General features: G+C 69.0%; 27 protein-coding genes. 7 read left to right on the forward strand and 20 right to left on the reverse strand.

Going from position 1 to position 24539, the window contains the following annotated elements; all coding sequences use genetic code 11:
* Nucleotides 1–61: 61 nt before the first annotated feature.
* Together tsf and rpsB are read right to left on the reverse strand one after the other, a co-directional pair.
* Complete coding sequence (tsf, locus tag JOE53_RS06965) at nucleotides 62–889, reverse strand: translation elongation factor Ts (RefSeq protein ID WP_061683709.1); 828 nt, start codon at nucleotides 887–889, stop codon at nucleotides 62–64.
* Between the two features lie 89 nt (nucleotides 890–978).
* Nucleotides 979–1848 (reverse strand): 30S ribosomal protein S2, encoded by an 870-nt coding sequence (gene rpsB, locus JOE53_RS06970; protein WP_061683708.1) that lies wholly within the window; start codon nucleotides 1846–1848, stop codon nucleotides 979–981.
* 344 nt (nucleotides 1849–2192) lie between these two features.
* On the opposite strand from rpsB, the gene JOE53_RS06975 reads away from it, so the two are divergent.
* The gene (locus tag JOE53_RS06975) at nucleotides 2193–2720 is read left to right on the forward strand and encodes a peptidoglycan DD-metalloendopeptidase family protein (RefSeq protein WP_204948188.1); all 528 of its coding nucleotides are present in this window, start codon (nucleotides 2193–2195) and stop codon (nucleotides 2718–2720) included.
* Between the two features lie 116 nt (nucleotides 2721–2836).
* Here the strand turns inward: JOE53_RS06975 and JOE53_RS06980 are convergent, their stop codons facing one another.
* The 9 genes from JOE53_RS06980 to JOE53_RS07020 form a co-directional block, all read right to left on the reverse strand.
* Nucleotides 2837–3733, reverse strand: a complete 897-nt coding sequence (locus JOE53_RS06980) for a tyrosine recombinase XerC (RefSeq protein WP_204947249.1) — start codon at nucleotides 3731–3733, stop codon at nucleotides 2837–2839.
* A gap of 87 nt (nucleotides 3734–3820) precedes the next feature.
* Nucleotides 3821–5032 carry a DNA-processing protein DprA gene (dprA, locus tag JOE53_RS06985; RefSeq protein WP_204947250.1) on the reverse strand — a complete coding sequence of 404 codons (1212 nt, stop codon included), beginning with the start codon at nucleotides 5030–5032 and terminating at the stop codon, nucleotides 3821–3823.
* Nucleotides 5029–6561 (reverse strand): YifB family Mg chelatase-like AAA ATPase, encoded by a 1533-nt coding sequence (locus tag JOE53_RS06990; RefSeq protein ID WP_061683705.1) that lies wholly within the window; start codon nucleotides 6559–6561, stop codon nucleotides 5029–5031. The genes dprA and JOE53_RS06990 overlap by 4 nt, the downstream gene beginning before the upstream one ends.
* Nucleotides 6558–6920 (reverse strand): YraN family protein, encoded by a 363-nt coding sequence (locus JOE53_RS06995; RefSeq protein ID WP_061683704.1) that lies wholly within the window; start codon nucleotides 6918–6920, stop codon nucleotides 6558–6560. Before JOE53_RS06995 ends, JOE53_RS06990 begins: the two co-directional genes overlap by 4 nt.
* A 112-nt stretch (nucleotides 6921–7032) precedes the next feature.
* Nucleotides 7033–7356, reverse strand: coding sequence for a DUF2469 family protein (locus JOE53_RS07000; RefSeq protein WP_005050243.1), 324 nt, complete (start codon nucleotides 7354–7356; stop codon nucleotides 7033–7035).
* 53 nt (nucleotides 7357–7409) lie between these two features.
* Nucleotides 7410–8069 carry a ribonuclease HII gene (locus JOE53_RS07005; protein ID WP_204947251.1) on the reverse strand — a complete coding sequence of 220 codons (660 nt, stop codon included), beginning with the start codon at nucleotides 8067–8069 and terminating at the stop codon, nucleotides 7410–7412.
* Nucleotides 8066–8818: a signal peptidase I gene (lepB, locus tag JOE53_RS07010; protein WP_204947252.1), complete on the reverse strand. Its 753-nt coding sequence runs from the start codon at nucleotides 8816–8818 to the stop codon at nucleotides 8066–8068. The genes JOE53_RS07005 and lepB overlap by 4 nt, the downstream gene beginning before the upstream one ends.
* Before the next feature lie 155 nt (nucleotides 8819–8973).
* A complete protein-coding gene (rplS, locus tag JOE53_RS07015; RefSeq protein ID WP_036317132.1) occupies nucleotides 8974–9321 on the reverse strand; it encodes a 50S ribosomal protein L19 in 348 nt (115 codons plus the stop codon).
* Between the two features lie 168 nt (nucleotides 9322–9489).
* On the reverse strand, nucleotides 9490–9984 hold the full coding sequence (locus JOE53_RS07020) for a hypothetical protein (RefSeq protein ID WP_061683701.1): 495 nt from the start codon (nucleotides 9982–9984) through the stop codon (nucleotides 9490–9492).
* 52 nt (nucleotides 9985–10036) lie between these two features.
* Here JOE53_RS07020 and map point away from each other — a divergent pair, with 52 nt between their 5' ends.
* Entirely contained in the window at nucleotides 10037–10819 is a 783-nt protein-coding gene (gene map / locus JOE53_RS07025) for a type I methionyl aminopeptidase (protein ID WP_061683700.1), read from the forward strand.
* A gap of 38 nt (nucleotides 10820–10857) precedes the next feature.
* On the opposite strand, the gene trmD is transcribed toward map, so the two are convergent.
* From trmD to rpsP, 4 genes are read right to left on the reverse strand one after another with little or no spacing between them, the layout of a single operon-like run.
* Nucleotides 10858–11550 carry a tRNA (guanosine(37)-N1)-methyltransferase TrmD gene (gene trmD, locus JOE53_RS07030; protein ID WP_061683699.1) on the reverse strand — a complete coding sequence of 231 codons (693 nt, stop codon included), beginning with the start codon at nucleotides 11548–11550 and terminating at the stop codon, nucleotides 10858–10860.
* Between the two features lies 1 nt (nucleotide 11551).
* Complete coding sequence (gene rimM / locus JOE53_RS07035) at nucleotides 11552–12184, reverse strand: ribosome maturation factor RimM (RefSeq protein ID WP_061683698.1); 633 nt, start codon at nucleotides 12182–12184, stop codon at nucleotides 11552–11554.
* A 1-nt stretch (nucleotide 12185) separates the two neighbouring features.
* Complete coding sequence (locus JOE53_RS07040; RefSeq protein ID WP_061683697.1) at nucleotides 12186–12416, reverse strand: RNA-binding protein; 231 nt, start codon at nucleotides 12414–12416, stop codon at nucleotides 12186–12188.
* Between the two features lie 5 nt (nucleotides 12417–12421).
* Nucleotides 12422–12850, reverse strand: a complete 429-nt coding sequence (gene rpsP / locus JOE53_RS07045; protein ID WP_036285337.1) for a 30S ribosomal protein S16 — start codon at nucleotides 12848–12850, stop codon at nucleotides 12422–12424.
* Nucleotides 12851–13033: 183 nt separating this feature from the next.
* On the opposite strand from rpsP, the gene JOE53_RS07050 reads away from it, so the two are divergent.
* Entirely contained in the window at nucleotides 13034–14197 is a 1164-nt protein-coding gene (locus tag JOE53_RS07050; RefSeq protein WP_036285335.1) for a glutamate--cysteine ligase, read from the forward strand.
* 123 nt (nucleotides 14198–14320) lie between these two features.
* Entirely contained in the window at nucleotides 14321–15031 is a 711-nt protein-coding gene (locus tag JOE53_RS07055; protein WP_204947253.1) for an SGNH/GDSL hydrolase family protein, read from the forward strand.
* A gap of 4 nt (nucleotides 15032–15035) precedes the next feature.
* Here JOE53_RS07055 and ffh read toward each other — a convergent pair whose 3' ends face one another.
* Both ffh and JOE53_RS07065 read right to left on the reverse strand, forming a co-directional pair.
* A complete protein-coding gene (ffh, locus tag JOE53_RS07060) occupies nucleotides 15036–16589 on the reverse strand; it encodes a signal recognition particle protein (RefSeq protein ID WP_204947254.1) in 1554 nt (517 codons plus the stop codon).
* A 67-nt stretch (nucleotides 16590–16656) separates the two neighbouring features.
* Entirely contained in the window at nucleotides 16657–17205 is a 549-nt protein-coding gene (locus JOE53_RS07065) for a TetR/AcrR family transcriptional regulator (protein WP_036285326.1), read from the reverse strand.
* A 72-nt stretch (nucleotides 17206–17277) separates the two neighbouring features.
* On the opposite strand from JOE53_RS07065, the gene lipB reads away from it, so the two are divergent.
* Complete coding sequence (gene lipB / locus JOE53_RS07070; protein WP_036285323.1) at nucleotides 17278–17925, forward strand: lipoyl(octanoyl) transferase LipB; 648 nt, start codon at nucleotides 17278–17280, stop codon at nucleotides 17923–17925.
* Nucleotides 17922–18950: a lipoyl synthase gene (lipA, locus tag JOE53_RS07075; protein WP_051498726.1), complete on the forward strand. Its 1029-nt coding sequence runs from the start codon at nucleotides 17922–17924 to the stop codon at nucleotides 18948–18950. Before lipB ends, lipA begins: the two co-directional genes overlap by 4 nt.
* A 24-nt stretch (nucleotides 18951–18974) precedes the next feature.
* On the opposite strand, the gene JOE53_RS07080 is transcribed toward lipA, so the two are convergent.
* The 3 genes from JOE53_RS07080 to smc all read right to left on the reverse strand — a co-directional run bounded on the left by JOE53_RS07080 (nucleotide 18975) and on the right by smc (nucleotide 23968).
* Nucleotides 18975–19475 carry a DUF2004 domain-containing protein gene (locus tag JOE53_RS07080; RefSeq protein ID WP_036285320.1) on the reverse strand — a complete coding sequence of 167 codons (501 nt, stop codon included), beginning with the start codon at nucleotides 19473–19475 and terminating at the stop codon, nucleotides 18975–18977.
* Between the two features lie 48 nt (nucleotides 19476–19523).
* Entirely contained in the window at nucleotides 19524–20396 is an 873-nt protein-coding gene (gene ftsY, locus JOE53_RS07085) for a signal recognition particle-docking protein FtsY (RefSeq protein ID WP_036285318.1), read from the reverse strand.
* A gap of 65 nt (nucleotides 20397–20461) precedes the next feature.
* Complete coding sequence (gene smc, locus JOE53_RS07090) at nucleotides 20462–23968, reverse strand: chromosome segregation protein SMC (RefSeq protein WP_036285315.1); 3507 nt, start codon at nucleotides 23966–23968, stop codon at nucleotides 20462–20464.
* A 399-nt stretch (nucleotides 23969–24367) separates the two neighbouring features.
* Here smc and JOE53_RS14970 point away from each other — a divergent pair, with 399 nt between their 5' ends.
* The gene (locus tag JOE53_RS14970; RefSeq protein ID WP_255266054.1) at nucleotides 24368–24499 is read left to right on the forward strand and encodes a hypothetical protein; all 132 of its coding nucleotides are present in this window, start codon (nucleotides 24368–24370) and stop codon (nucleotides 24497–24499) included.
* Nucleotides 24500–24539: the final 40 nt, after the last annotated feature.

Raw genomic sequence — 24539 nt, forward strand, 5'->3', positions numbered from 1 at the left:
ACCGAAGGCGGTGCACGGAAAAGGGGTCCGCATTCGGTGAATGCGGACCCCTTGACGCGACTTACGCGCCGACCTTGAAGCGGGCGAAGTCGGTGATCGTGATGCCGGCGTCGCCGGCGACCTTGGCGACGGACAGCTTGTTGTCCTTCGCGTAGTCCTGATCCAGCAGAGCGACCTGCTTGAAGAACGCGTTCACGCGGCCTTCGACGATCTTCGGCAGCGCCGCCTCCGGCTTGCCCTCGTTGCGGGAGATCTCCGTGACGATCTCGCGCTCCTTCTCGACCTCTTCGGCCGGGACGTCCTCGCGCGAGAGGTAGGTCGGGTTGGCGAACGAGATGTGCTGCGCGATCGAGCGCGCGGTCTCGGCGTCGTCACCGGTGTAGGCGAGCACGACGCCGACCTGCGGCGGAAGGTCCTTGCTCGTCTTGTGCAGGTAGATCTCGAACTTGTCACCCGTGATCGTGCGCACGCGACGCAGCTCGACCTTCTCACCGATGATCGCTGCCTCATCGGAGATGAGCTCGGCAACCGTCTTGCCCTCGGCATCCGCGGCCAGCGCGGCCTCGACGGAGTCGGCGCTGACGGCGGCGGCGGCCGCGAGCACCTGGTCGGCGAGAGCGATGAAGCGCTCGTTCTTGGCGACGAAGTCGGTCTCGGTGTTCAGCTCGAGGATGGTGACCTTGCCGTCGTTGAGGGCGGCGGCGACGAGGCCCTCGCTGGTGGAGCGGTCGGCACGCTTCGCGTTGCCCTTCGCGCCCTTGAGGCGGAGGATCTCGACGGCCTTCTCGAGGTCGCCGTCGGCCTCCTCGAGCGCCTTCTTGGTGTCGACCATGCCCGTGCCGAGCTGCTCGCGCAGGGCCTTGATGTCGGCGATGGTGAAGTTTGCCATGGGTGGTGGCTCCTTGCGTGTCGTGAGTTCTCGTGGGATGCCGGTGCGAAGCCGCCCGTCAGGAGCGGCTCCGCACCGGAGAAGTGGTCTTACTCGGCAGCGGTCGCTGCGGCGTCGCCCTCGGCCTTGGCCTCGGCGCCCGCGACATCGGCGGCCGACTCGGTGGCGATGGTCTCGACCTCGGCGACGTCGGTGACGACGGGCGTCTCGAGCAGCTCGCGCTCCCAGTCGGCGAGGGGCTCGGCGTCGGCGGACTCGTCGGTCGGCTGGTGACGCTGGATGAGGCCCTCCGCGGCGGCGTCGGCGATGATGCGCGTGAGCAGGCCCACCGAGCGGATCGCGTCGTCGTTGCCCGGGATCGGGAACTGGAACTCGTCGGGGTCGGCGTTCGTGTCGAGGATGCCGATCACGGGGATGCCGAGCTTCTGCGCCTCGCTGACGGCGAGGTGCTCGCGCTTGGCGTCGACGATCCAGATCGCCGAGGGCGTCTTGGTGAGGTTGCGGATACCGCCGAGCGACTTGTGCAGCTTGTCGAGCTCGCGCTTCTTCAGCAGGAGCTCCTTCTTCGTGAAGCCGCTGTCGGCGGGGTTCTCGAAGTTGAGCTCCTCGAGCTCCTTCATGCGGGCGAGGCGCTTGCTGACCGTCGAGAAGTTGGTCAGGAGGCCACCGAGCCAGCGCTGGTTGACGTATGGCTGGCCGACGCGCGTCGCCTGCTCGGCGATGACTTCCTGCGCCTGCTTCTTGGTGCCGACGAACAGGATGGTGCCGCCGTGCGCGACCGTCTCGCGGACGTACTCGTACGCCTTGTCGATGTACCCCAGCGACTGCTGCAGGTCGATGATGTGGATGCCGGAGCGCTCCGTCAGAATGAAGCGCTTGACCTTCGGGTTCCACCGGCGGGTCTGGTGTCCGAAGTGGACGCCGCTGTCGAGCAGCTGGCGAATGGTGACGACGGCCATGGCCGTTCTCCTTCTCTTTGGGTTGATCGCGTGGGCCGATCGGCCCGAGCGCCTGGTGCCCGGCGCACACCCGCTCACCGCTATCGCGGTGAGACCTCGAGGTGTGGATGCCGCGGAATCCGTCCGGGGACGGGGCCGCTGTGGGCACGCGGAGTCACCCCGACCAGCGGGGTGCTCAGCAAGTGTATCAGCCGCAGCGCCTCCTCCCCCGACGCTCGCTGACGTCGGCCGCCCACAGATGCCCGTCGCGGCCGCCGTGGATGGAAGGCGGCCGCGAGGGTGGAGCGATGAACGCAGATCGACAACGTCGCATGGTGAAACGCGTGCTCCGGGTGGCAGGCACGGTGCTGGCGGTGACCCTCGCCGTCGTCTCCGGTGCATCCGGTGCCGCCGGGGCGGACGGGCATGAGCTGCGTCCGGCGAGTGGGCGCGCCGGCGCGGCGTCTGCGCGGTGGTCGTGGCCGGTCTCGCCGCCGCGCATCACGGTCGCCTACCGAGCGCCCGCTCATGCATACGGCCCCGGACACCGGGGCATCGATCTGGCCAGCGCAGTCGGTGCGGACGTACGGGCTCCCGACGACGGCGTCGTCGCCTTCGCCGGCGTCGTCGTCGATCGACCGCTGATCACGATCGACCACGGCGATGGACTGGTCTCGACGATGGAGCCCGTCAGCGCGATCGTGCCGGTGGGGACGAGTGTGCAACGGGGTGAACAGGTGGGCACCGTGGCGACGGGCGGTCACACGGCGCCCGGCGAGATCCACCTGGGAGCGCGGAGAGACGACGTCTATCTCAATCCGCTGCGGCTGTTGGGCGAGGTGCCGCGGGCCGTACTGCTTCCGTGCTGCGAGCCCGCTCAACAGCCGGGATAGGTGTGGCCGGCGACCCTGGCGGCCTCATCTGGACAGCCGGTGAGCACAGACGCCGCGATGACGGGGGCATCGACAGCGGGCGCGCGGGTCTTCACGAGAGCAGGCCCGCGGCGCACTCACGCGCGAGGATGCGCCTGCCGGTAGGCGGCCGCCAGTCGCTCCGCCGAGACATGTGTGTAGATCTGGGTGGTTCCGAGGCTGGCATGACCGAGCATCTCCTGCACGGTGCGCAGGTCGGCGCCGCCGTCGAGCAGATGAGTGGCCGCGGAGTGGCGCAGCGTGTGAGGACCGACGCTCTGCCCGACCGTCGGGGAGACGACGCGCGAGACGACGTCGTAGGCGGAACGCGCGCCCAGCCGTGCGCCGCGGGCTCCGACGAACAGCGCCGCCGTTCCGGAGCCGCGTCCCACGAGCACGGAACGACCGCGCGCCAGATAGGCGTCGAGAGCGTGAGCGGCAGGAGCGCCGTACGGCACGACACGCTCCTTGCTGCCCTTACCCACGACACGGACCGTGCGGCGCTCGCGATCGATGTCGTCGACATCCGTCCCGCAGAGTTCGGACACGCGAAGAGCGGAGGCGTAGAGAAGTTCGACGAGCGCGGCGTCCCTCAACGCGATGGCATCGCCGCCGTGCGCGCGCGTCTCGGCATCCGTCAGCACGGCGGTCATGGCGGGCGCGGTCGCCACCTTCGGCAAGGAGCGCCCCCGGCGCGGGGCCACCAGTCGCAGCGCAGGGTCGACCTCGAGGCGCGCCGTCTGCCGAGCCCACGCGAAGAAGCCGCGCACGGCTGCTGTGCGCCGCGCGAGTGTCGCCCGTGCGTCGCCGCGTCGTGTCGCGGTCCACAGCCATTCCCGCAGATGCTCCAGATCGACATCCGCCAGATCGCGGTCTCCGATCACCGCGACGAGATCGCGCAGATCCCCCGCGTACGCGCGCACCGTCGCCGCGGACAGCCGCCGTACGTCCGAGAGCTCGCGCGTGTAGGCGTCGGCTGCTTCGGAGAGTCTCACCAGACCAGCATCCCTCGTCTCGAGGGTGCGCGGCGGGCGGCACACCGCAGTGCGTGGCTCGTACCGCGGTTCGCATGGCACCGCTCGTCACCACAGTCGCGCGGGTCGCGGCTCCGACCGGCGTCGCCATCCGTCGCCGCTGCGCTCGACACGTCCATCCAGTTCGAGTAGCGCAAGGATCCCGCTCGCCTCAGCGACGGAGAGGCCCGACAGGCGCGCGACCTCCGTGGTCGCGCGCGCCCGACGACCGCTCAGCGCGTCCAGTACTCGCGTGCGCTCATCGGTACGCCCGCCGTCGCCGGGATCAGGCTCGTCGGCTGTGTCGCCAGAGATCCCCAAGAGCTCCCACGCATCGGCGGCGGAGGTCACACAGACCGCGTCCGCCTCGCGCAGGAGCCGGTGGCAGCCGGCGGATGCGGCGCTGGTCACAGGCCCTGGAACGGCGCCGAGGGCGCGTCCGAGCGCGGCGGCATGGTGAGCGGTGTTCAATGCCCCACTCCGGTGGGCAGCCTCGACGACGATCGTCGCACCCGCCAACGCTGCGATCACCCTGTTGCGCGCGAGGAAGCGCCACTTGGTCGGCGCTGTGCCGCAGGGCACTTCGGCGAGCACCAGCCCCGACGTCGCGATCGCCGCGATCAGGTCATCGTGACCGGCCGGGTAGGGCCGGTCCACTCCGCCGGCCAGCACGGCGACCGTTGTGCCGTCGGCGCGCAACGCGCCGCGGTGTGCCGCTCCGTCGATGCCGTAGGCCGCCCCGGAGACCACGACGACCCCCCTCGCCGCAGAGTCCGCGGCGAGCTCCGTCACGACGTGCGTGCCGTACGCCGTCGCGGCCCGCGCGCCGACGAGCGCCAGCGTGGCAGAACTCGACAGCGCGCGGACGTCGCCCCGAGCCCACAGACAGACGGGTGCGTGCACACCCAGGTCATCGAGCGCGCGCGGCCAGACCTCCTCGCCCGGCACGAGGAGCCGAGCTCCCGCTCGGCGAGCGGCTGCCAGCACACGGTCGACCTCGCCACGGCGGGGCAGCCATCGGGCGCGCGCAGCACGAACATCCTCCTCGGTCACGCCGGCGCCACCGCCGAGGCCCGATGTGGCTTCGCCCACGGCACGCTCCAGCGCCTCGGCGGCACCGTAGTGCGCAATCAGCGCACCGGCCGTCCCGTCGCCCGGCTCGACGAGCGTCGACCAGATCGCTGCGGCGTACGCGGTGCGCGCCTCGTCGTCGGAGACCCCGTCACCGACCAGCCCGCGAAGGGCTGTGCGGGAGACACCGGCGTCAGGCACGAGGCTCATAAGCCCACACCCTTCTTGAGGTACAGCGCCCGTCCGATATCGGCCGCGCGCAACCGATCGTGACCGGCGAGATCAGCGACCGACCAAGCCACTCGCAGCACGCGGTCGTAGCCGCGCAGTGTCAGCGATCCGCGTTGCAGAGCAGCGTCCAGCGGACGGCGGATGTCAGCATCCGGGGCGAGAGGACCGTTGCGCAGCCAGGGACCGGACGCCTGGGCGTTCGTGGCCCACGGAGTGGAACGGAGGCGATGGCGGGCGCGCTCGCGCGCGGCACCGACCTGTTCCCGGACCTGCGCCGACGTCGTGGCCCCGGCCGCCGTCCCCGGCTGCGCGCTCGACACGCGCCGCAGTCCCAGTTCGATGTCGATGCGGTCGCGGAGTGGCCCTGAGAGCTTGCCGAGGTAGCGCCGGATCGCCAGCGAGGGACACGTGCACTCAGCGGCCGGCACCCCGTAGTTGCCGCACGGGCAGGGGTTGGTTGCGAGAACCAGCTGGAACCGCGCCGGAAACACCGCACGGAAGCCGGCCCGGTGGATCTCGATCATGCCGGACTCCAGTGGTTGGCGCAGCGCGTCCAGCGCGTGCGGGGCGAACTCGCCGGCCTCATCGAGAAAGAGGACGCCCCCGCTCGCGCGGGCGATGGCGCCCGGGCGCACGGCGCGACTTCCGCCTCCGATCAACGCCGTCGCGCTCGCGCTGTGATGAGGTGCCTCGAAGGGAGGCGTGCGACACAGTGTGTCGACGGGTTCGCCGGCCAGCGACCGCAGCGACGCGGCCTGCACGGCATCCTCGTCATCGAGGCCGGGAAGGATGCCGGGCAATCTCCGCGCCAGCATCGTCTTGCCGGCTCCGGGCGGGCCGCTCATCAACAGGTGGTGTGCACCCGCGGCGGCCACCGTGAGCGCGTCGACGGCGTCAGCCTGCCCGATGACGTCGACGAGATCGGGAACGTCGGCGTGGCCACGAGCGCCGCCCGCAGCCGGGTGCGGAACGGGTTCGAGTGGCACCTCGTCCATGTCGAGGCCGTGCCAGCGTGCTACGTCGCGGAGGCTGACGGCCCCCAGAACCTCGACTCCTTCGACGAGGGCGGCCTCCTCCCGGTTCGCGAAGGGTACGACCGCCTTGCGGATCCCCATCCGGGCCGCGGCCGCCACCGCCGGCAGCACGCCGGGGACGGGCCGCAGCCGGCCGTCGAGTCCGAGTTCACCGATGTGCGCCGTCTGCGCGAGCGAGTCGCGATCGAGGGCGTGCTCGGTCGCGAGCGCGGCGATCGCGATCGCGACATCGAGGGCGGAGCCCTGTTTGGGAAGATTCGCCGGTGAGAGGTTGACGGTGAGTTTGCGCCGCGGCAGCGGCAGCTCGCTGTTGGCGCAGGCGTTGTGCACCCGTTGATGTGCCTCGCCGATCGCCTTGTCGGCGAGCCCGATGATGACGAAGGCCGGCGTCTGACTCGACAGGTCTGCCTCGACCTCGATGAGATCGCCGTGCAGCCCCGTCAGCACCACCGCCCACGTCCTGCCGACCGTCATCGCACATCCTCGAGGTGCTCGATGCGCGCCGTCGCGGTGTCGCGGCCCGTGACACCGATGATGTCGACGCGGAGGCGGCGACCACGGGCGGCGGCGGGGTGCGCCGCCGCCCACGTCGTGGACAGACGCCACAGACGGGCGCGCTTTTGCGCATCGACGGCCTCGAACGGGTGGCCGTACGCGTCGGAACGTCGAGACTTCACCTCGACGATGACGACCTCCTCGCCGCGCAGGGCGACGATGTCGATCTCTCCGAACGCGCAACGCCAGTTGCGGGCGAGGACCGTGTACCCCGCCTCGCTCAGATACTGCGCCGCTCTCTGCTCCCCCGACCGTCCACGCTCGTCCTTGGCTGCCATGGAAGAGAGCGTGCCCCCGCTTCGACCGCGCATCGTGCCATGTCAGCCAGTCGGTGGACAGGCCCGCTCAACGGTGCGGTGGGGAGGAAGAGTCGACGTGCAGGTGGAGAGGTCAGGAGTCGAGGGCGAGCTCGTCAGGAAGCTGGAAGTCCCTGCGCTGCATCTCCTCGACGTTCACGTCCTTGAACGTGAGCACGCGCACCGACTTCACGAAGCGGTCCGCGCGGTAGATGTCCCACACCCAGACGTCGGTCATCGAGATCTCGAAATAGAAGTCGTGCTCGGTGTCGCGACGCACGACGTTCACGTCGTTCGCGAGGTAGAAGCGTCGCTCCGTCTCGATCACGTAAGCGAACTGCGACACGACATCGCGATACTCCTTGTACAGCGCCAGCTCGAGTTCGCGGTCGTAGTCGTCAAAGCCCTCGTCGTCCATGGTGGTCCCATCCTATGCGGCCGGAGGAGCCGAGCGGATGCCGCCGCATCCGCTCAGAACAGTGTGGGAGCGTCGGCGATGGCCCACGACGCCCGGTGATGGGGGCTCAGACCGTGCGAACGGATCGCGCTGCGGTGCTCGAGGCTGGCGTAGCCCTTGTTGCGCTCCCAGAGATAGACCGGGTGCTCTTCGTGCAGGCGCATCATCAGGTCGTCGCGGGCGACCTTCGCCACGACCGAGGCGGCGGCGGCCGATGCGCAGTCGCGGTCGGCTTTGATGATCGGATGCACGCGCAGACCCGACCCGCCTGAGGCGGTGATGTAGTCGTGATTGCCGTCGAGAATGACGATCGCGTCGTCGGGGACGAAGCCCTGTGCGCGTAGCTCGCCGAGTGCACGCAGGGCCGCCAGGCCCAGCGCCCGCATGATCCCGACCTCGTCGATCTCGGCGGAACTCGCCCAGCCGACCGCGGAGGCGTCGAGCCAGGCGGCGGCTCGTGCGGCGACATCGTGCCGACGATGCGCGGCCACGAGCTTCGAATCGCGCAGCCCCTCCGGAATCCGCCGTCGGGCCGCCGCCGGTCCGAGCGCCGCGGCTCCGACGGCGACGGGGCCCGCGAGCGCACCCCGGCCGACTTCGTCGCACGCGATGACGATCTCGTGTTCGCGCAGCAGGCGCCGCTCGACGGTCAGCCGCGGCGTGACGACACTCATCCGGCGCCGGGGGCCGGCACCCCCGCGAAGACGGCATGGTGCCCGTCGATGGTGCCGAAGCGGTCGAACGGCCACGTGATGAGAAAAGCGCGCCCGACGACGTTGCCCAACGGCACGAACCCCTTGTTGGGCTGATCCATGTTGTAGCGCGAGTCGCGGGAGTGGTCGCGGTTGTCGCCCATCACCCAGAGCGAGTTCTGCGGTACGACGACATCGAACGGTACCGGCTGCGGCGCGCTCTGGCCGGGAGCCAGATTCAGGTAGGGGGTCTCATCGATCGGTGTCCCGTTGACCGTGACCTGACCGATCGCGTTGCAGCAGACGACGTGATCGCCGCCCACGCCGATGATCCGCTTGATGAGGTGCTCATCGCTATCCGAGGCGGTGATGCCGACGAGTGAAAGCAGCCAATCGGCGGCCTGCGCCAGGGGCGGCTGGGCGGGGGTCGCCGGCGCCGGCGGCAGCCATCCGCCGGGATCGCGGAAGACGACGACGTCACCGCGCTGGTACCCCCCGAAACGCGGCGTGAGCTCGTCGACGAGGATCCTGTCCTTGATGAGCAGCGTCTGTTCCATCGAGCCCGACGGAATGTAGAAGGAGCGCACCAGGAAGGTCTTGATGACGAACGAGACGACCACCGCGATCACCACGATCACCAGCACGTCGCGCAGAAGCAGCCAGACGCCGCGGCGTCGGCGCTGACGGGAGGGAAGCACCGTATCCGGGGCCGTTGTGTTGTCCGAGCTCATGCCTGTCTTTCTTCGGTCCCGGCACCCGTCTGTGCCGTCTCTCAAGGGTCGCACATGCCGGCTGTGCGCAGCGCGCATCCGACGGGATGCGCCGTGGCGTGCGGACGACAGATGCCCCGGACCGCAGGGTCCGGGGCATCCGAGGCGAGAGCGCGTCAGCGGTCGCGCTTCTCCTTGATCTTGGCCTTCTTGCCGCGGAGGTTCCGCAGGTAGTAGAGCTTCGCGCGGCGGACGTCGCCACGGGTGACGACCTCGATGTGGTCGATCGTCGGGCTGTGCACCGGGAACGTGCGCTCCACGCCCACCTGGAAGCTGATCTTGCGGACCGTGAAGGTCTCGCGAACGCCGTCTCCCGAGCGGCCGATGACGACGCCCTGGAAGACCTGGATACGGGAACGGTTGCCCTCGGTGATGTTGACGTGCACCTTGACGGTGTCGCCGGGGGCGAAGACGGGGATGTCGCTGCGCAGCGAAGCCGCATCGACGGCGTCGAGAATCTGCATGATCGTCACTTCCTGCGACCGCCACAGGTCGATCGCGAGATGGGGATTGGGAAAGGTATCGTGTGCCCGAGGCATCCGTTGCCGGCGCCGTACTCCCCTGAGGCAGAGCCTGTTCAGGGCACAAACAGCCATTCTGCCATGGATGACGAGCGCATCAAAACCGGCGTCTCACGATCCGGGCGGCGTGTTCTCGCGGATGACGATGATCTCCTCGGGATTCGACCCACCCGTGTGCTCAGGGCGCGCGGGCGGCACGTAGCCCACCCCGCTGGCAGTGCGCAGGATCGAGACGCTCGGCCCCGTCTCGCGCCACAGCTGCCGCAGCGCCGACGACAGTGCGACGACACCGAGGACGATGGTCACGGCCAGCGTGGGCCACCACCACCGACCGTCGAAGATGCCCAGCGCGACGACGAGCACATGCCAGGCTCCGATGAGGCCGGCATCCGTCCACGAGACGGCACGTTCGGCGCGGACGGTTCCGCGGGCGCGCACGAGCAGAGCGAGCACCAGCTGCCAGACGAAGACGATCGGCGCCGACAGCAGAACCCACAGCAGCGCCCAGGGACTGGCGCCGAAGACGATCCAGCCGACGACGAGCCACAACGGCAGCACGAACGCCGCCGGAATCAGCCACCGGAAGAACGTCTGACGCAGCCACATACCTTCGATGCTACGCCGGTCAGACAGAATGGATCCTGACGAAAGGATCACGATGATCGAACTGCGCACTCCCGCCGAGATCGAGGCGATGCGTCCCGCGGGGCGATTCGTCGCAGAGACTCTGGCGACGCTGCGGGACGAGACGAAGGTGGGCACCAATCTGCTGACCATCGATCGCCGTGCGCACGACCTGATCCGGCGGGCAGGCGCTGAATCGTGCTACATCGACTACCACCCCTCGTTCGGCGCGAGCCCCTTCGGAAAGGTGATCTGCACGTCGGTCAACGATGCCGTGCTGCACGGCCTGCCGTACGACTACGCGCTGCGCGACGGCGACCTGGTGACGTTGGACTTCGCCGTCGCCGTCGACGGCTGGGTCGCCGACTCGGCCGTCTCGTTCATCGTCGGGACGCCTCGCGACGAGGACCTCGCCCTCATCGACACGACACAGCGCGCCCTGGATGCCGCGATCGGCGCCGCCACCACGGAGGGGCGGATCGGGGACATCTCGCACGCCATCGCCGAGGTCGCGCACGCCGACGGGTACCAGATCAACACCGACTTCGGCGGCCACGGCGTCGGACGCACGATGCACGGCGACCCGCACGTCCCCAACGACGGCAAGCCGGGTCGCGGCTACCCTCTGCGTCCGGGTCTCGTGCTGGCCCTCGAACCCTGGTTCCTGCAGACCACCGACGAGCTCGTCACCGACCCGGACGGCTGGACGCTGCGCAGCGCCGACGGTTCACGCGGCGCGCACGCCGAGCACACCGTCGCGATCACCGCCGACGGTCCGATCATCCTCACCGATCGTTCGTTCCTCGGCGTCGACTGAGGCCGCCGGTGGCGGCGCGGCCGCCGGTGGGGACGCGGTCAGTCCGGGAGAAGATCCGGCCGTCTCGCGCGGGTGCGCTCGATCTGCTGCTCTCGGCGCCAGTCGGCGACACGGCCGTGATGGCCCGAGAGCAACACGTCCGGAACGTCGTACCCGCGCCACGCCGCGGGCTTCGTGAAGGAGGGGTACTCCAGCAGGCCGTCTTCGTGGGACTCCTCGATGAGGCTCTCGGGATTGCCGACGACGCCGGGAATCAGGCGGCCGACGGCCTCGATCATCGCCATCGCCGCCACCTCGCCGCCGTTGAGGACGTAGTCTCCGATGCTGGTCAGACTGACCTCGCCCAGAGTCGCCGCGTACGAGAACACCCGCTCGTCGATGCCTTCGTAGCGGCCGCATCCGAAGACGAGATGCTCTCCGCTGGCCGCCCAGGAGCGCGCCGCCGCCTGTGTGAAGACCGCACCCGCGGGCGAGGGAAAGACGAACCGAATCGGCTCGGTGGCGTCTGCGGCGATGGCGTCCAGCGCCTGCCCCCAAGGCTCGGGCTTCATCACCATGCCCGCGCCCCCGCCGTACGGTGTGTCGTCGACCGTGCGATGGCGGTCATGCGTGAAGTCCCGCAGGTCGTGGACACGCACGTCGAGGATGCCCGCATCGCGGGCGCGCCCGAGAAGCGAGACCTCCAGGACGTCGAAGAATGCGGGAAAGATCGTGACGACGTCGATCCGCACGTCAGACCTCGGAGTCGGCGGCGGGGGGATCCGCGTCGTCGTCATCCTCATCCGACGTCGACGGCTCACGATCGTCGCCATCGCCGGGCAGCTCCTCGAAGAGTCCGGCGGGCGGGGTGACGGTCACGGTTCCCGCGGCGACATCGACGTCGGGCACGATGGCCGAGACGAAGGGGACGAGGATCTCGGCCTCCGCTTCGTGCGTGCGCACGACGAGGAGATCCTGCGCAGGAAGGTGGTCGACGCGAACGACTCGGCCGACATCGGTGCCATCTCGCAGTACGGTGAGGCCCACCAACTGGTGGTCGTACCAGGCGTCCTCCTCTGCGGAGGGGTTCTCGTCCTGATCGACCCACAGGATCGCGCGCACCATGCTCTCGGCGGCCGTGCGGTCCTCGACATCTTCGAAGAAGACGACCGGGTGGGAGTTCATCCACCGGAACTCGCGCACGGTGACGGTCTTGCCGTGCCACGGCGACGATTCCGGCACCTGAAGCGTGAAGACAGCTCCGGGCACGAAACGGCCGTCGGGATCGTCGGTGTAGAGCTCGAGCTTGAAGGCGCCCTTCAGGCCATGGGCCTTCACGAGACGCCCGACGCGCAGTTGGGTGCGCGCTGGTCCTGCAGCAGCCATCTCAGTCGTCCGCGACATCGACACGCACGCGTGCGCCGTCGGCCAGGGCCGACACGAGCGTCCGCAGGGCCTTGGCCGTGCGTCCGCCGCGCCCGATCACCCGACCTCGATCATCGGGGTGCACGTGCACCTCGAGCACGTCGCCTCGCGGCGACGAAGAGGAACGGATAGTGACATCGTCAGGGTGATCGACGATCCCCTTGACGAGGTGTTCGAGCGCGGCGGAGAGCAACGGACTTACTCTGCGTCGGTCGACTCGGCCTCGGCCGGAGCCTCGACCTCGGCAGCCTCGGCGGCGGGCTCTTCAGCCTTCTTCTCCGCCTTGGGCTTGATGACCGACTTCTTGGCGGCGTCGACCTGGAACTCTTCCTTGGTCGCCGCCGTCTTCACGATGGACACGGCGTCGGCGTCGCCCTTGAAGCGGCCCCAGTCACCGGTGAGCTTGAGCAGCGCGGCGACCTGCTCGGTGGGCTGAGCGCCGACCGAAAGCCAGTACTGCGCACGCTCGGAGTCGACCTCGATGAACGAGGGCTCCTCGGTCGGGTGGTACTTGCCGATCTCCTCGATCACGCGACCGTCGCGCTTGGTGCGCGAGTCGGCGACGACGATGCGGTAGTAGGGGGCGCGGATCTTGCCGAGGCGCTTGAGACGAATCTTGACAGCCACAATTCTCCTGAATGCTGTTGTGAGGTGATGAACGACGCTCGGGCTGTGGGGTGCACACCCGGCGGAGGCTCTAGGGTGGACGTGTTCGCCGGATAGAGGGTCGAGCGGACGGTCCAGCGTCCTATTTTGCCAGATCGTGACGGATGCCGCGAACCATCGCTGTTGGCGTGTCAGACTGTGCCCATGACGGTGCCCTTCGCGACATCCCGCCGTTCCTCTGTCGGCGTCGAATGGGAGCTGATGCTCGCCGACGAGCGCACGGGTGATCTCGTCCCGCGCGCTCCGGAGATCCTTGCAGCCGTCGGCGGCGGAGCCGCCCTCGAGCGTCACACGATCACGGGCGAGCTGCTGACCAACACGATCGAGGTCACCAGTGGTGTCGGCGACACCGTGGCGGCGGTCATCGACGACATCGCCGACGCGATCGCCGAGATCCGTACCGCGACCGACCCGCGCGGCATTGCCCTGCTCTGCGCGGGCAGCCACCCGTTCGCGCAGTGGTACGAGCAGAGTGTCACCGACAAGACCCGATACCACAAGCTCATCGAACGCACGCAGTGGTGGGGGCGAAACATGATGATCTGGGGTATCCACGTCCACGTGGGTGTCGAGGACGTCAACAAGGTCTTCCCGATCATCGGAGCGCTCACCGCGTACCTCCCCCACCTCCAGGCACTGTCGGCGTCGAGTCCGTTCTGGGCTGGTGAGCGCACCGGGTACGCGTCCAATCGCGCGCTCGTGTTCCAGCAGCTTCCCACCGCCGGGCTGCCGTGGCCGCTGACGGAGTGGTCGCAGTACGAGGCGTACCTCGATGACATGGTGCGCACGGGTGTGATGGAGGACGCCACCGAGGTGCGATGGGACATCCGTCCGGCTCCGAAGTGGGGCACGATCGAGGTGCGCGCATGCGACGGCATGTCCACGCTGCCGGAGCTGGCAGCGGTGGCCGCGCTGGTCCAGGTCCTCGTCGAGCACTTCTCGCGCGAGCTGGATGCCGGACGCGAGCTGCCCACGCTGCAGCCGTGGTTCGTCCGGGAGAACAAATGGCGCGCGGCGCGCTACGGCACCCAGGCGCGCGTCATCGTCGACAGGGACGGCACGCAGCGCCCCGTGTCGGAGCACCTGCGCGAGACGATCGATGCCCTGGCCGACGTCGCCGGCGACCTGCACTGCGCTCGCGAGTTCGCCGGCGTCGGGACCATCCTCGACGAGGGCGGCAGCTCGGCGCGTCAGCTGTTGGTCGCCGATGCCGCCGACGGAGATCTTCGCGCCGTGGTCCACCACCTGATCAGAGAATTCCGGGCGGGCCCGACGCTGCACGAACATCTCGCCTCCCGCCTTCTCTGAGGGCGGCCGTCGGGCTCGCGCCGGCGCCGTGATCGGCTCCCGACAAGAGCAGGTCTCGGACAAGGGGCTTTCATATCCCGCCCGACGTAGAGTGACGTGGTGTCCGCCCGCAGGTTCCCCCCGATGATCGCGATTCGCGTTGCCGTCGCCGGCATCGCGGTGGTGACCATGGCGGGATGCAGCGCCTCGGCGCCGGGTCGGAGCGTTCCCGCGTCCCCGGCAGATTCACTGTCGGTGGCCGCGGTCGACGCCGCGACGCCGCCCCCGCGCGCCAGCGGCGGCGTCGTGGTCACGATCGGCGATTCGATCATGGCTGGTCTCGGTCTCGACGCCGACGAATCGTGGCCGGCTCTGGTCGCCCATGACACGGGCGCGGACATCTTGAACCTCGGATGCAGTGGTGCGGGGTTCACGATCACCGGCGACTGCGGCGATGACTATGCCGGTCTCGTTCAGCAGGCGATCGCCCTGCACCCCGCGGTCGTGCTCATCCAGTCCTCGGACAACGACAGCGGCGCCTCGCAGGATGACATCGACGCGTCGACGCGCGCGACGGTCGACGAGTTGCGCGCCGCACTGCCGGACGCGCAGCTGATCGGGATCGCGACGCTGTGGCATTTGGATTGGGATGAGCCCGACGCGATCGGGTGGTCCACCGATGCGCTGCAACGCGCCGTCGCCGACGACGACGGCGTGTTCCTCTCTCTCGGTCAACCTCTGCGAGGCCGACCGGAACTGCTCCAGTGGGACGGCGAACACCCGAACAGCGACGGGCAGATCGTCCTCAGTGACGCCGTGGAGGCAGCGCTGGACGATGCGGGAATCGTCCTGTGAACGCTCAGTTCTTGCCGAACAGCTTCTGAATCTCGGCGAGATCGGCTTCGCTCGGCGGCGTCGCGGCGGCACCGAGTCCGAAGCCCGAGCCCGTCGGGGCGCCCGTGTGGGCGGCGGCGAGTCCCGCGTTCTCGGCGGCACGCTTGGCGGGGTTTCCCGATCGTGAGCCCACCTGCGACTTCTGCTTGCCGCGCTTGCTGGACGCGCCGGGCTTGCCGCCCATCGGACCCATCCCGGGGATGTTGGGCACACCGCCGCGAGCGACGGTCTTCATCATTTTCGCGGCCTGCTCGAAGCGCTGCACGAGCTGATTGACGTCGGTGACGGTCATTCCCGATCCACGCGCGATGCGAAGTCGCCGCGAGCCGTTGAGAACCTTCGGGTTGCGACGCTCGCCGGGGGTCATGGAGCGGATGATCGCTTCGGTGCGATCGATCTCACGGTCGTCGAAGTTCTCGAGCTGCTGCTTCATCTGGCCCATGCCAGGGAGCATGCCGAGCATCTTCTTCATCGAGCCCATCTTCTTCATCTGCTGAAGCTGCTCGAGGAAGTCCTCCAGGGTGAACTGCTCGGTCGCGAGCTTTTCGGCGACCTTGCGTGCCTCCTCCTCGTCGAACGCCTGCTGCGCCTGCTCGATGAGCGTCAGGATGTCGCCGAGGTCGAGGATGCGGCTGGCCATGCGATCGGGATGGAACGCTTCAAGGTCCTCGAGGTTCTCGCCGGTCGATGCGTAGATGATCGGGCGACCCGTCACGGACGCCACCGAGAGTGCCGCGCCACCACGCGCGTCGCCGTCGAGCTTGCTCAGCACCACGCCGGTGAAGTCGACGCCATCCTGGAAGGCCTTGGCCGTGTTGACGGCATCCTGTCCGATCATCGCGTCGATGACGAAGAGTACCTCGTCGGGGTTGGTCGCCGTGCGGATGTCCGCCGCCTGCTTCATAAGCTCGGCATCCACACCGAGCCGGCCGGCGGTGTCGATGATCACCACGTCGTGCTGCTGGCGGCGGGCGGTCTCCACGCCCTCGCGCGCGACGCGCACCGGGTCACCCACGCCGTTGCCCGGTTCGGGTGCGTAGATCGCGGCGCCGGCACGCTGGGCGACGACCTGCAACTGGTTGACGGCGTTCGGACGCTGGAGGTCGGCGGCGACGAGGAGCGGGGTGTGCCCGTCCTTCTCCAGCTGCCGGGCGAGCTTGCCGGCGAAGGTCGTCTTTCCCGAGCCCTGGAGGCCGGCCAACATGATGACCGTGGGCGGGTTCTTGGCGAACTGCAGTCGGCGCTGCTGCCCGCCGAGGATGGCCACCAGCTCCTCGTTCACGATCTGCACGACCTGCTGGGCAGGGTTGAGGGCCCGGTTGACCTCGTCGCCGAGGGCGCGCTCGCGCACCTTCGCCGTGAAGTCCTTGACGACGACCAACGCCACGTCGGCATCCAGCAGGGCGCGCCGGATCTCACGGACGGTCCCGTCGACATCGGCGGGGGTGAGCTTGCCCTTCGTGCGAAGGTTGCGGAAAGTCTCTGTCAGCCGGTCGCTGAGGGTGCCGAAAGTCGCCATGATGCCCCGATTCTACGGGAATCCCCTCAGCCGGCTCTGCGCCGCGGCCTCTGGTCGCCGTCGTGCATCATCGTGACGCGCCGGCGGCCCCGAGCGCGCGGTCGACCAGTCCGCTGAGGGCGGGGCGGGGCGCGTCGGACGCCGCCCAGGCCCAGATGGCGGCGAAGACGGCGGCGGACAGCGCAGCGGCGTGCACGTCGGCCTCGAGGCGCGCCATGCCTGTGGACACCAGGCTGTCGGACACGGCACGGCTGAGGATCCCGGTGCGGATCGCACGCTCGTCGGCGAGCTCGTCCGACAGACCCATCACGGAGCCGTGGATGATGGCCAGCGCGAGGCTGTCGGCTTGGATGTGGACGGCCGCCGCGCGCAGGGCAGCGCTCGGCGCTGCGCCGGCGCGCAGCGCCTCGACCGCGCTGTGGATGGCGTCATCGAGCGCGGCCCACAGAACCGCGGACTTCGACGAGAAGTAGTTGAAGAAGCTCGAGCGGCTCACGCCGGCGCGCTGCGTGATGTCGGCGATCGTCGTCTCGGCGAACCCGCGTTCGAGGAAGAGCTCTGTCGCCGCCTCCGCGATCGTGGAGCGCGACGTGGCGCGCGGGCGGCCGGAGGACATCTGCCCACTGTAGCGTGGCGTATTGTTGGACGCGGTACACAAACCTCGAACTCCCCCGCGAAGGAGCCCACCATGCTCGACGTGCAGACCGTCGGCCTCGCGCCCGACGTCGTCCCTTACACCGATGGATGGGCGCTACAGCGCGAGATCCACGCCGACGTCGTCGCCGGGCAGCGCCCCGACACGCTGCTGCTCCTGGAGCATGAGGCCGTCTTCACCGCGGGTGCGCGCACGGCGCGAAACGAACGGCCCACCGACAGTACGCCGGTCGTCGATGTGGACCGCGGCGGCAAGATCACGTGGCACGGACCCGGCCAGCTCGTCGGCTACCCGATCGTTCGACTCACCGAACCCGTGGACGTCGTCGCCCACGTGCGCCGGCTCGAGCAGATCCTCATCGACGTGCTGGACACGCTGGGCGTCGACGGCTACCGCGTCGAGGGACGCTCCGGCGTCTGGGTGCGCCGCCCGCTCTCCGAGGACAAGATCGCAGCGATCGGCGTCCGCGTCCAGCGCGGCGTCACGATGCATGGCTTCGCCCTCAACTGCGACAACTCGCTTCGTCCTTTCTCCCAGATCGTGCCGTGCGGCATCTCGGATGCCGGGGTGACGACCATCAGCGAGGTGCTGGGTCGCGACGTCTCTCCCGCCGCTGTGCTCGACACGGTCGCCGATGCCTTCCGCGCATCGTTCGCCGCGTCCGGGGAGGTCGCCGCATGAGCGCCTGCGGGGTCACGCCGGGCGGGGCTGATGCCGGTCCCGCGAACGCGCCGGAAGGGCGCAAGCTCCTGCGGCTTGAGGTGCGCAATGCGCAGACACCGATCGAGCGCAAGCCCGAGTGGATTCGCACGAAGGCGAAGATGGGACCCGAGTACCAGGCCTTGCAGTCGCTCGTGAAGGGAGAGGGGCTGCACACGGTCTGCCAGGAAGCGGGATGTCCCAACATCTACGAGTGCTGGGAGGATCGGGAGGCCACCTTCCTGATCGGTGGGTCGCAGTGCACGCGGCGCTGCGACTTCTGCCAGATCGATACCGGCAAGCCGGCCGACTACGACACGGACGAGCCGCGACGCGTCGCCGACAGCGTGCGTCGGATGCAGCTGCGCTACGCCACCGTCACGTGCGTCGCGCGCGACGACCTCCCGGATGGCGGCGCCTGGCTCAATGCCGAGACCATCCGGCAGATCCATGCCGTCAATCCGGGAACCGGCGTCGAACTGCTCGCCACGGACTTCAACGGGGAGCCTCGTCTCCTCGATGAGGTGTTCGCGGCTCGTCCCGAGGTCTTCGCGCACAACGTCGAGACCGTTCCCCGCATCTTCAAGCGCATTCGGCCCGCCTTCCGGTACGAGCGCTCGCTCGACGTGCTCACGCAGGCGCGAGCCGCAGGGCTGATCACGAAGTCGAACCTCATCCTCGGCATGGGCGAGGAGCCGGAGGAGGTCATCCAGGCCCTCCAGGACCTGCACGAGGCCGGCACCGACATCATCACGATCACTCAGTACCTGCGGCCCTCGCCTCGGCACCTTCCGGTTGCGAGGTGGGTGAAGCCGGACGAGTTCGTGGCGTTCAAGCAGGAGGCAGAGCGGATCGGCTTCCTCGGTGTTCTGGCCGGTCCCCTGGTTCGATCGTCCTACCGGGCGGGGCGACTGTGGGCCCAGTCGATGGTCGCCAAGGGGCGGGAGATCCCGGCACACCTGTCGCACCTCGCCGACACCGAGCTCGGCTTCGCGCAAGCGGTGTAAGGCGCGCAGCACCGCGGACGACGGTCAGTCGGCGCTGGTGACCGACTGCACGTCGCCGTCGCTGGTCAGGTTCACCAGCAGCACTTCATCGGTGGCGTCGGGGTCGAGGGCGTACTCGAGGACGGCGAAGGGATCCGTTCCACCGTGCTCGTCGGCGAGGATCGTCATGCTCACGAGCTGCAGCGACCGGATGATGTCGATGTGCGTGTCGCCGGAGATGTCAACGAGGACGTCTTCCAGATCCTCTCCCAGCGCCTCCTGCTGCTGAAGGAGGTACTCGGTGACCTCGCTGGTACGGTCGTCGAGCTCGGCCACCATCGCGTTGCGGGCCTGCAGGTCGATCTGCTCCAGCGCATGGATCAAGGCGGCCGCGACATCGAGTGCGGCAGCGGAGACGTCGTCCTGATCGGGTGCGGTCAGATCGACGGTGACCCGCTGGTCGGCGAAGTCGACGACCTCGGACCAGAAGATGGATCCGTCCGGCCCGGACTCCAACAGCCCGAAGTAGTCGTGCTCGATCGCCATGACCCTATGCAACCATCCTCGGCGTCCGTGCGCGACCCCGCCGCGCCATCAGTCGACGAGCGCGGACGCGAACACGTGCGGGGTGAAGCCGGTGAGGTCACCGATGCCTTCACCCTGGCCGAGGAGCTTGACGGGGATGCCGGTGCGTTCTTGAACGGCGAGAACGAAGCCGCCCTTGGCCGAACCGTCGAGCTTCGTGATCACGAGACCGGTGACGCCGGCGTGCTGGAGGAAGGCCTCGGCCTGCATGACGCCGTTCTGCCCCGTGGTCGCATCGAGAACGAGCAGCACCTCGCTGATGGGCGCCTGCTTCTCGATGACGCGGCGGATCTTCGTGAGCTCGTCCATGAGCCCACCCTTCGTGTGGAGGCGTCCGGCGGTGTCGACGAGGACGATCTCGACACCGTTCTGCTTGGCGTAGTCGATGGTCTGGAAGGCGACCGATGCCGGGTCCTGGCCCTCGTGCTGGGGGCGGACGATCGCAGCTCCCCCCCGCTCTGCCCACGTGGCCAGCTGATCGACGGCCGCAGCGCGAAAGGTGTCGGCGGCGCCGACGACGACGGAACGACCATAGCGCTGGAGGAACTTCGCGAACTTGCCGATCGTGGTCGTCTTGCCGACGCCGTTGACTCCCACGACGAGGACCACCGCAGGGCGCTCGGTGAGCCGGAGCGTCGTGTCGAACTTCGCGAAATGCTCTTCGAGAGTCTCTTTGAGCATCCGCTGGAGGTCACGCGGATCCGTCGTGCGGAACCGCTCGACCTTCTCTCGGAGCTCGTCGATGATCCGCTCGGTGATGTCAGGACCGAAGTCGGCGGTAAGCAGTGCCGTTTCCAGATCGTCCCACGTGTTGTCGTCGATCGTCGGCTTCACAAACATGCCGCGCAGAGCGCGGCCGAGCGACCAGGAGTTCTCCGCCATGACTTCAGCCTACGGGTCGGCGCGCTCCACCCCTCTCGCCGCGACGTACGCCGGCGTTCTGGGGATCACGCGTCGGCGCGTTCGCGGACGCGCTGACCGACCACCGCGGAAACGCCGTCCTGCCGCATCGAGACCCCGTAGAGCGCGTCCGCGATCTCCATCGTGCGCTTCTGATGGGTGATCACAATCAGCTGGCTGGACGCGCGGAGCTTCTCGAACACGCCGAGCAGTCTGCCGAGATTGGCGTCGTCGAGGGCGGCTTCGACCTCGTCGAGGATGTAGAACGGGCTCGGTCGCGCCATGAAGATCGCGGTCAGCAGCGCGACGGCGGCGAGAGAGCGCTCTCCGCCGGACAGCAGCGACAGACGCTCGATCTTCTTGCCGACCGGACGCACCGAGACCTCGATCCCCGTCGTCAGAGGATTGTCCGGGTCGGTCAGGGAGATGCTGCCGGAGCCGCCCGGGAACAGAATCGGGAACACCTCGCCGAAAGCGACGCGCGTGTCTTCGAAGGCCCCGAGGAAGATGGTCTGCATGCGTTCGTCGAGATCCGCGATGATCGTCTGCAGGTCGGAGCGCGTCTGCACGAGATCGGCGAGCTGCTCGGTGAGGAACGCGTGCCGCTGCTCGAGCGCGGCATACTCCTCGAGCGCGAGCGGATTGACGCGCCCGAGCTGGCCGAGCTTGCGCTCGGCATCCTGCAGTCTCTTGCGCTGCGCCGCCCGGTCGTACACCACGCCCTCTTCGCCTTCGTCCGGGGGCAGAGGAACGTCGGGGCCGTATTCCGCAACCAGAATATGTTCGTCGAGGCTCAACTCGGATCGGACGCGGTCCAGCACACTCGTGACGTGCAGGCGTTTCTCGTGCATCTGCAACTCGAGTCCGTGGACGCTTTCGGTGAGTCGCCCGAGCCGCTCGCGCGCGGTCGCCTCCTCGGCGCGCAGTGAGGTCAGTTCGGCGGTCAGCGCGGTGCGTGCCTGCTCGGCGAGCTGAAGCTCCACGCGTGCCTGGGTGACCGAACGATCGACCGAGTCCAGTACCGGCGGCAGCGCATCTGCGACCTCGGCCGCGAGCGCCCGCTGTGCACGACGGATCACGGCGCGACGGGCGGCCTCCGCCGCCGCCGCGCGCTCACGTTCCCGCTGGCGCACGAGCTGATCGACACGTCCCTCTCCGGCGCGCACGCGCTCGCGCAGCGTCTCGACATCCAGACGTGCGCGCATCTCGCGGTCGCGCGCACTCTCCAGAGCGTCGAGCAGACCGTCACGCGCGGAGGCGTCCAGGATGGGACGGGGAGCCTGCTGGGCACCCTCGAAGGCGTCGTTGGCGACGCGTGCTGCTCTCTCGGCATCCGCGACCGCGGACGACGCCTGAGCAAGCCCGGCCTCCAACCGCTCGCACTCCGCGACGGCTGCCTCATGACGCACGGTGGCGCGGTTGACCTGCTCGGTGTGCGCCGCCAGGGCGGCATCGTGTTCGCGCAGGCTCTGAAGCGCATCCTTCGTCCGCGCCCGTGCGTCGTTCCAGGTCGTCTGGGCGTCCGAGAGAGCCTCGCGGAGCGAGTCTGCGACGACCGTGATCTCCGCGAGGCGTTCGGCGGCGGCATCTCGCTCCGCCGCCAACTCCAGCCGCGAGCGTCCGGCCCCGGAGCCGGCGTGGATCGTGTAGGACGTCACCCGCTCGCCCGCACGCGTGACGATCGTCGTCGCGGCATCCGGAACGTCGATGATCCTGCGGCGAACGGCGTGCGCGGAATCGAGGTCGTCGACGATCAGGACACGGGCGAGGATGCCGAGGATGCCGGCCGGTGCAGTCACCACCTCCGCAGCGGCGATCGCTCCCTCGGGGATCGCCGCCGCCGGCGCGCCCGCTTCCACGTCGGCGATCGTGATGTCGAGCCGTCCGAGATCGGCGTCGCGCGCAGCGCGAGCGGCGGCGATACCCGCGTCGATGTCGTCGACGAGCAGGCCCTCCGCGAGCGCACCCAGCGCGGCGGCGATCGCCGCTTCGTATCCCGAGCGCACCTTGAGCGCGTCGCCGACCAGGCCGCGGATGCCGGCGCCTCCGACCGCGATCATCTCGGCCGCGGCGTTGCGGACATCCAGCGCCCGTCCGAGCGCCGCGGTCTGCGCCGTGAGCGATTCGCGTTCGCGTTCGGCGGCGTGAAGCCGCTCACGGATCGCCCCGACCTCGTTCTCGGCGGCGGTGGCGTCGTGCTGCGCACGCTCGTAAGCGGCAGCGTGCTCGGCAGAGGATCCCTCGGTCACCAGTTCGGGATCGACCCCTGCGAGTGCCTCTTCCGCTTCTGCGCGCCGCGCCAGGGCCGCGTCGAGCGCACGCTGCTGGCGTTCGACGCCCGCGCGCACGGCCTCCAGCCGGGATGCTGCGGCATCTGCGGCTCCGCGGAGTTTCGTGATGCGCATGTCGTGCGCGGACACGAGCGCGCTCTGGGCGGCGATGTCGGAGTCGAGCGCGTCGAGTTCGGCACGTGCCCGCATCACGTCGCGCGCGGCCGCCTCCGCGGCATCCTGGGCGCCTCCGAGTCCGGCCGAGATCTCATCGATATCGGCCCGTGCCTCGTCGATCGCGGCCTGGCTGACCGTGGCGACCTCGATCCCGAGCGTGCCGTCGTCTTCGAGCAGAGCGAGACGCTGGCCCGCGAGCGAGAAGAGACCGCGCAGTCGCTCCTGCACGCGTTCCAAACCGAAGGCGACCGCCCGCGCCGCATCCACGGCTTCCGAGCGCTGCTGTGCCTCCAGCGCCTCGATGCGCAGCTTCAGCTGCTCCGACTGATCCTGCAGCACGAGGCGCTCGGCGCTGCGCTCCTGCTCGGTGCGGGCGTGGTCGGCGAGCTGCGCACGCAGACCGACCAGTTCATCAGCGAACAGGCGGGCCTTGGCATCACGCACCACTGCCGCGATCGTCGCCGCCTCGCGAGCGATCTCCGCCTGCTTGCCGAGCGGCTTCAGCTGTCGACGCAGCTCTCCGGCAAGGTCGCTGAGTCGCGTGAGATTCGCCTCCATCGCTTCGAGCTTGCGAAGAGTCTTCTCCTTGCGTCGACGATGCTTCAGAATGCCGGCGGCCTCCTCTACGAAGCCGCGACGGTCCTCGGGGCTCGCTTGCAGCACGCTGTCCAGACGGCCCTGGCCCACGATCACGTGCATCTCGCGCCCGAGCCCGGAGTCGCTCAACAGCTCCTGCACATCGAGCAGGCGGCAGCTTGCACCGTTGATCGCGTACTCACTGGTTCCGTTGCGGAACAGCGTGCGGCTGATCGTGACCTCGCTGTACTCGATCGGCAGCGCCCCGTCGCTGTTGTCGATCGTCAGCTGCACCTCGGCACGGCCGAGCGGGCCACGCGTGGAGGTGCCGGCAAAGATGACGTCCTCCATCTTGCCGCCGCGAAGGGTCTTCACGCCCTGCTCCCCCATGACCCACGCGAGGGCATCGACCACGTTCGACTTGCCGGAACCGTTCGGACCGACGATGCAGGTGACGCCGGGCTCGAGCGCGAAAGTGGTCGGTTGCGCGAACGACTTGAAGCCTTTGAGCGTCAGGCTCTTCAGGTGCATCCGCGGGTCCTCCTGGGTGATCGTCCACCCACGCTAGCGGAACGACACGCGGATCCTCGCTTGACGCGCGTCGAGAACACCCGCTATCGTCACAGATCGCGTCTGAAGTCGAGAAAGGAGGTCCCCGACATGATTCGTATGAACGCCACCGGCCGCATCGCATCCGCGATGCGTTCCTTCTGGTTCCGTGAGCCCGCGGGGGCCGTCTCCTTCGACGCCTTCCGCGGCGCCTGCTGACGCGATCAGAGGAGAACTCCGCCCTCGCCTCGTCGAGGTCCGAGTTCGCTCTCGCACACAGCCTTCCGGCACCCACGTCTTCTCGTCGCGTGTGCCCCCGCCGTAGCCCGGCCTCTCACTCTGCCCGCCGCGCATTCGCGCGCACCCACCGAAAGCACCACGATGCATACCTTCATCGCGTCGGTCCTGCACGCCAACGATCCCGAACGCCGCCGCATCCGTCTCGCCGAGCGCGAGCGCGAGCAGCGCGAGCTCGAATGGCAACGTCGCCGACAGATCCTTCCGTACCTCTGATCCGCCCCGGGCCGGGGCGTCCGACCGCGACGCCCCGGCC

Source organism: Microbacterium laevaniformans (assembly GCF_016907555.1).
Taxonomy (GTDB): domain Bacteria; phylum Actinomycetota; class Actinomycetes; order Actinomycetales; family Microbacteriaceae; genus Microbacterium; species Microbacterium laevaniformans.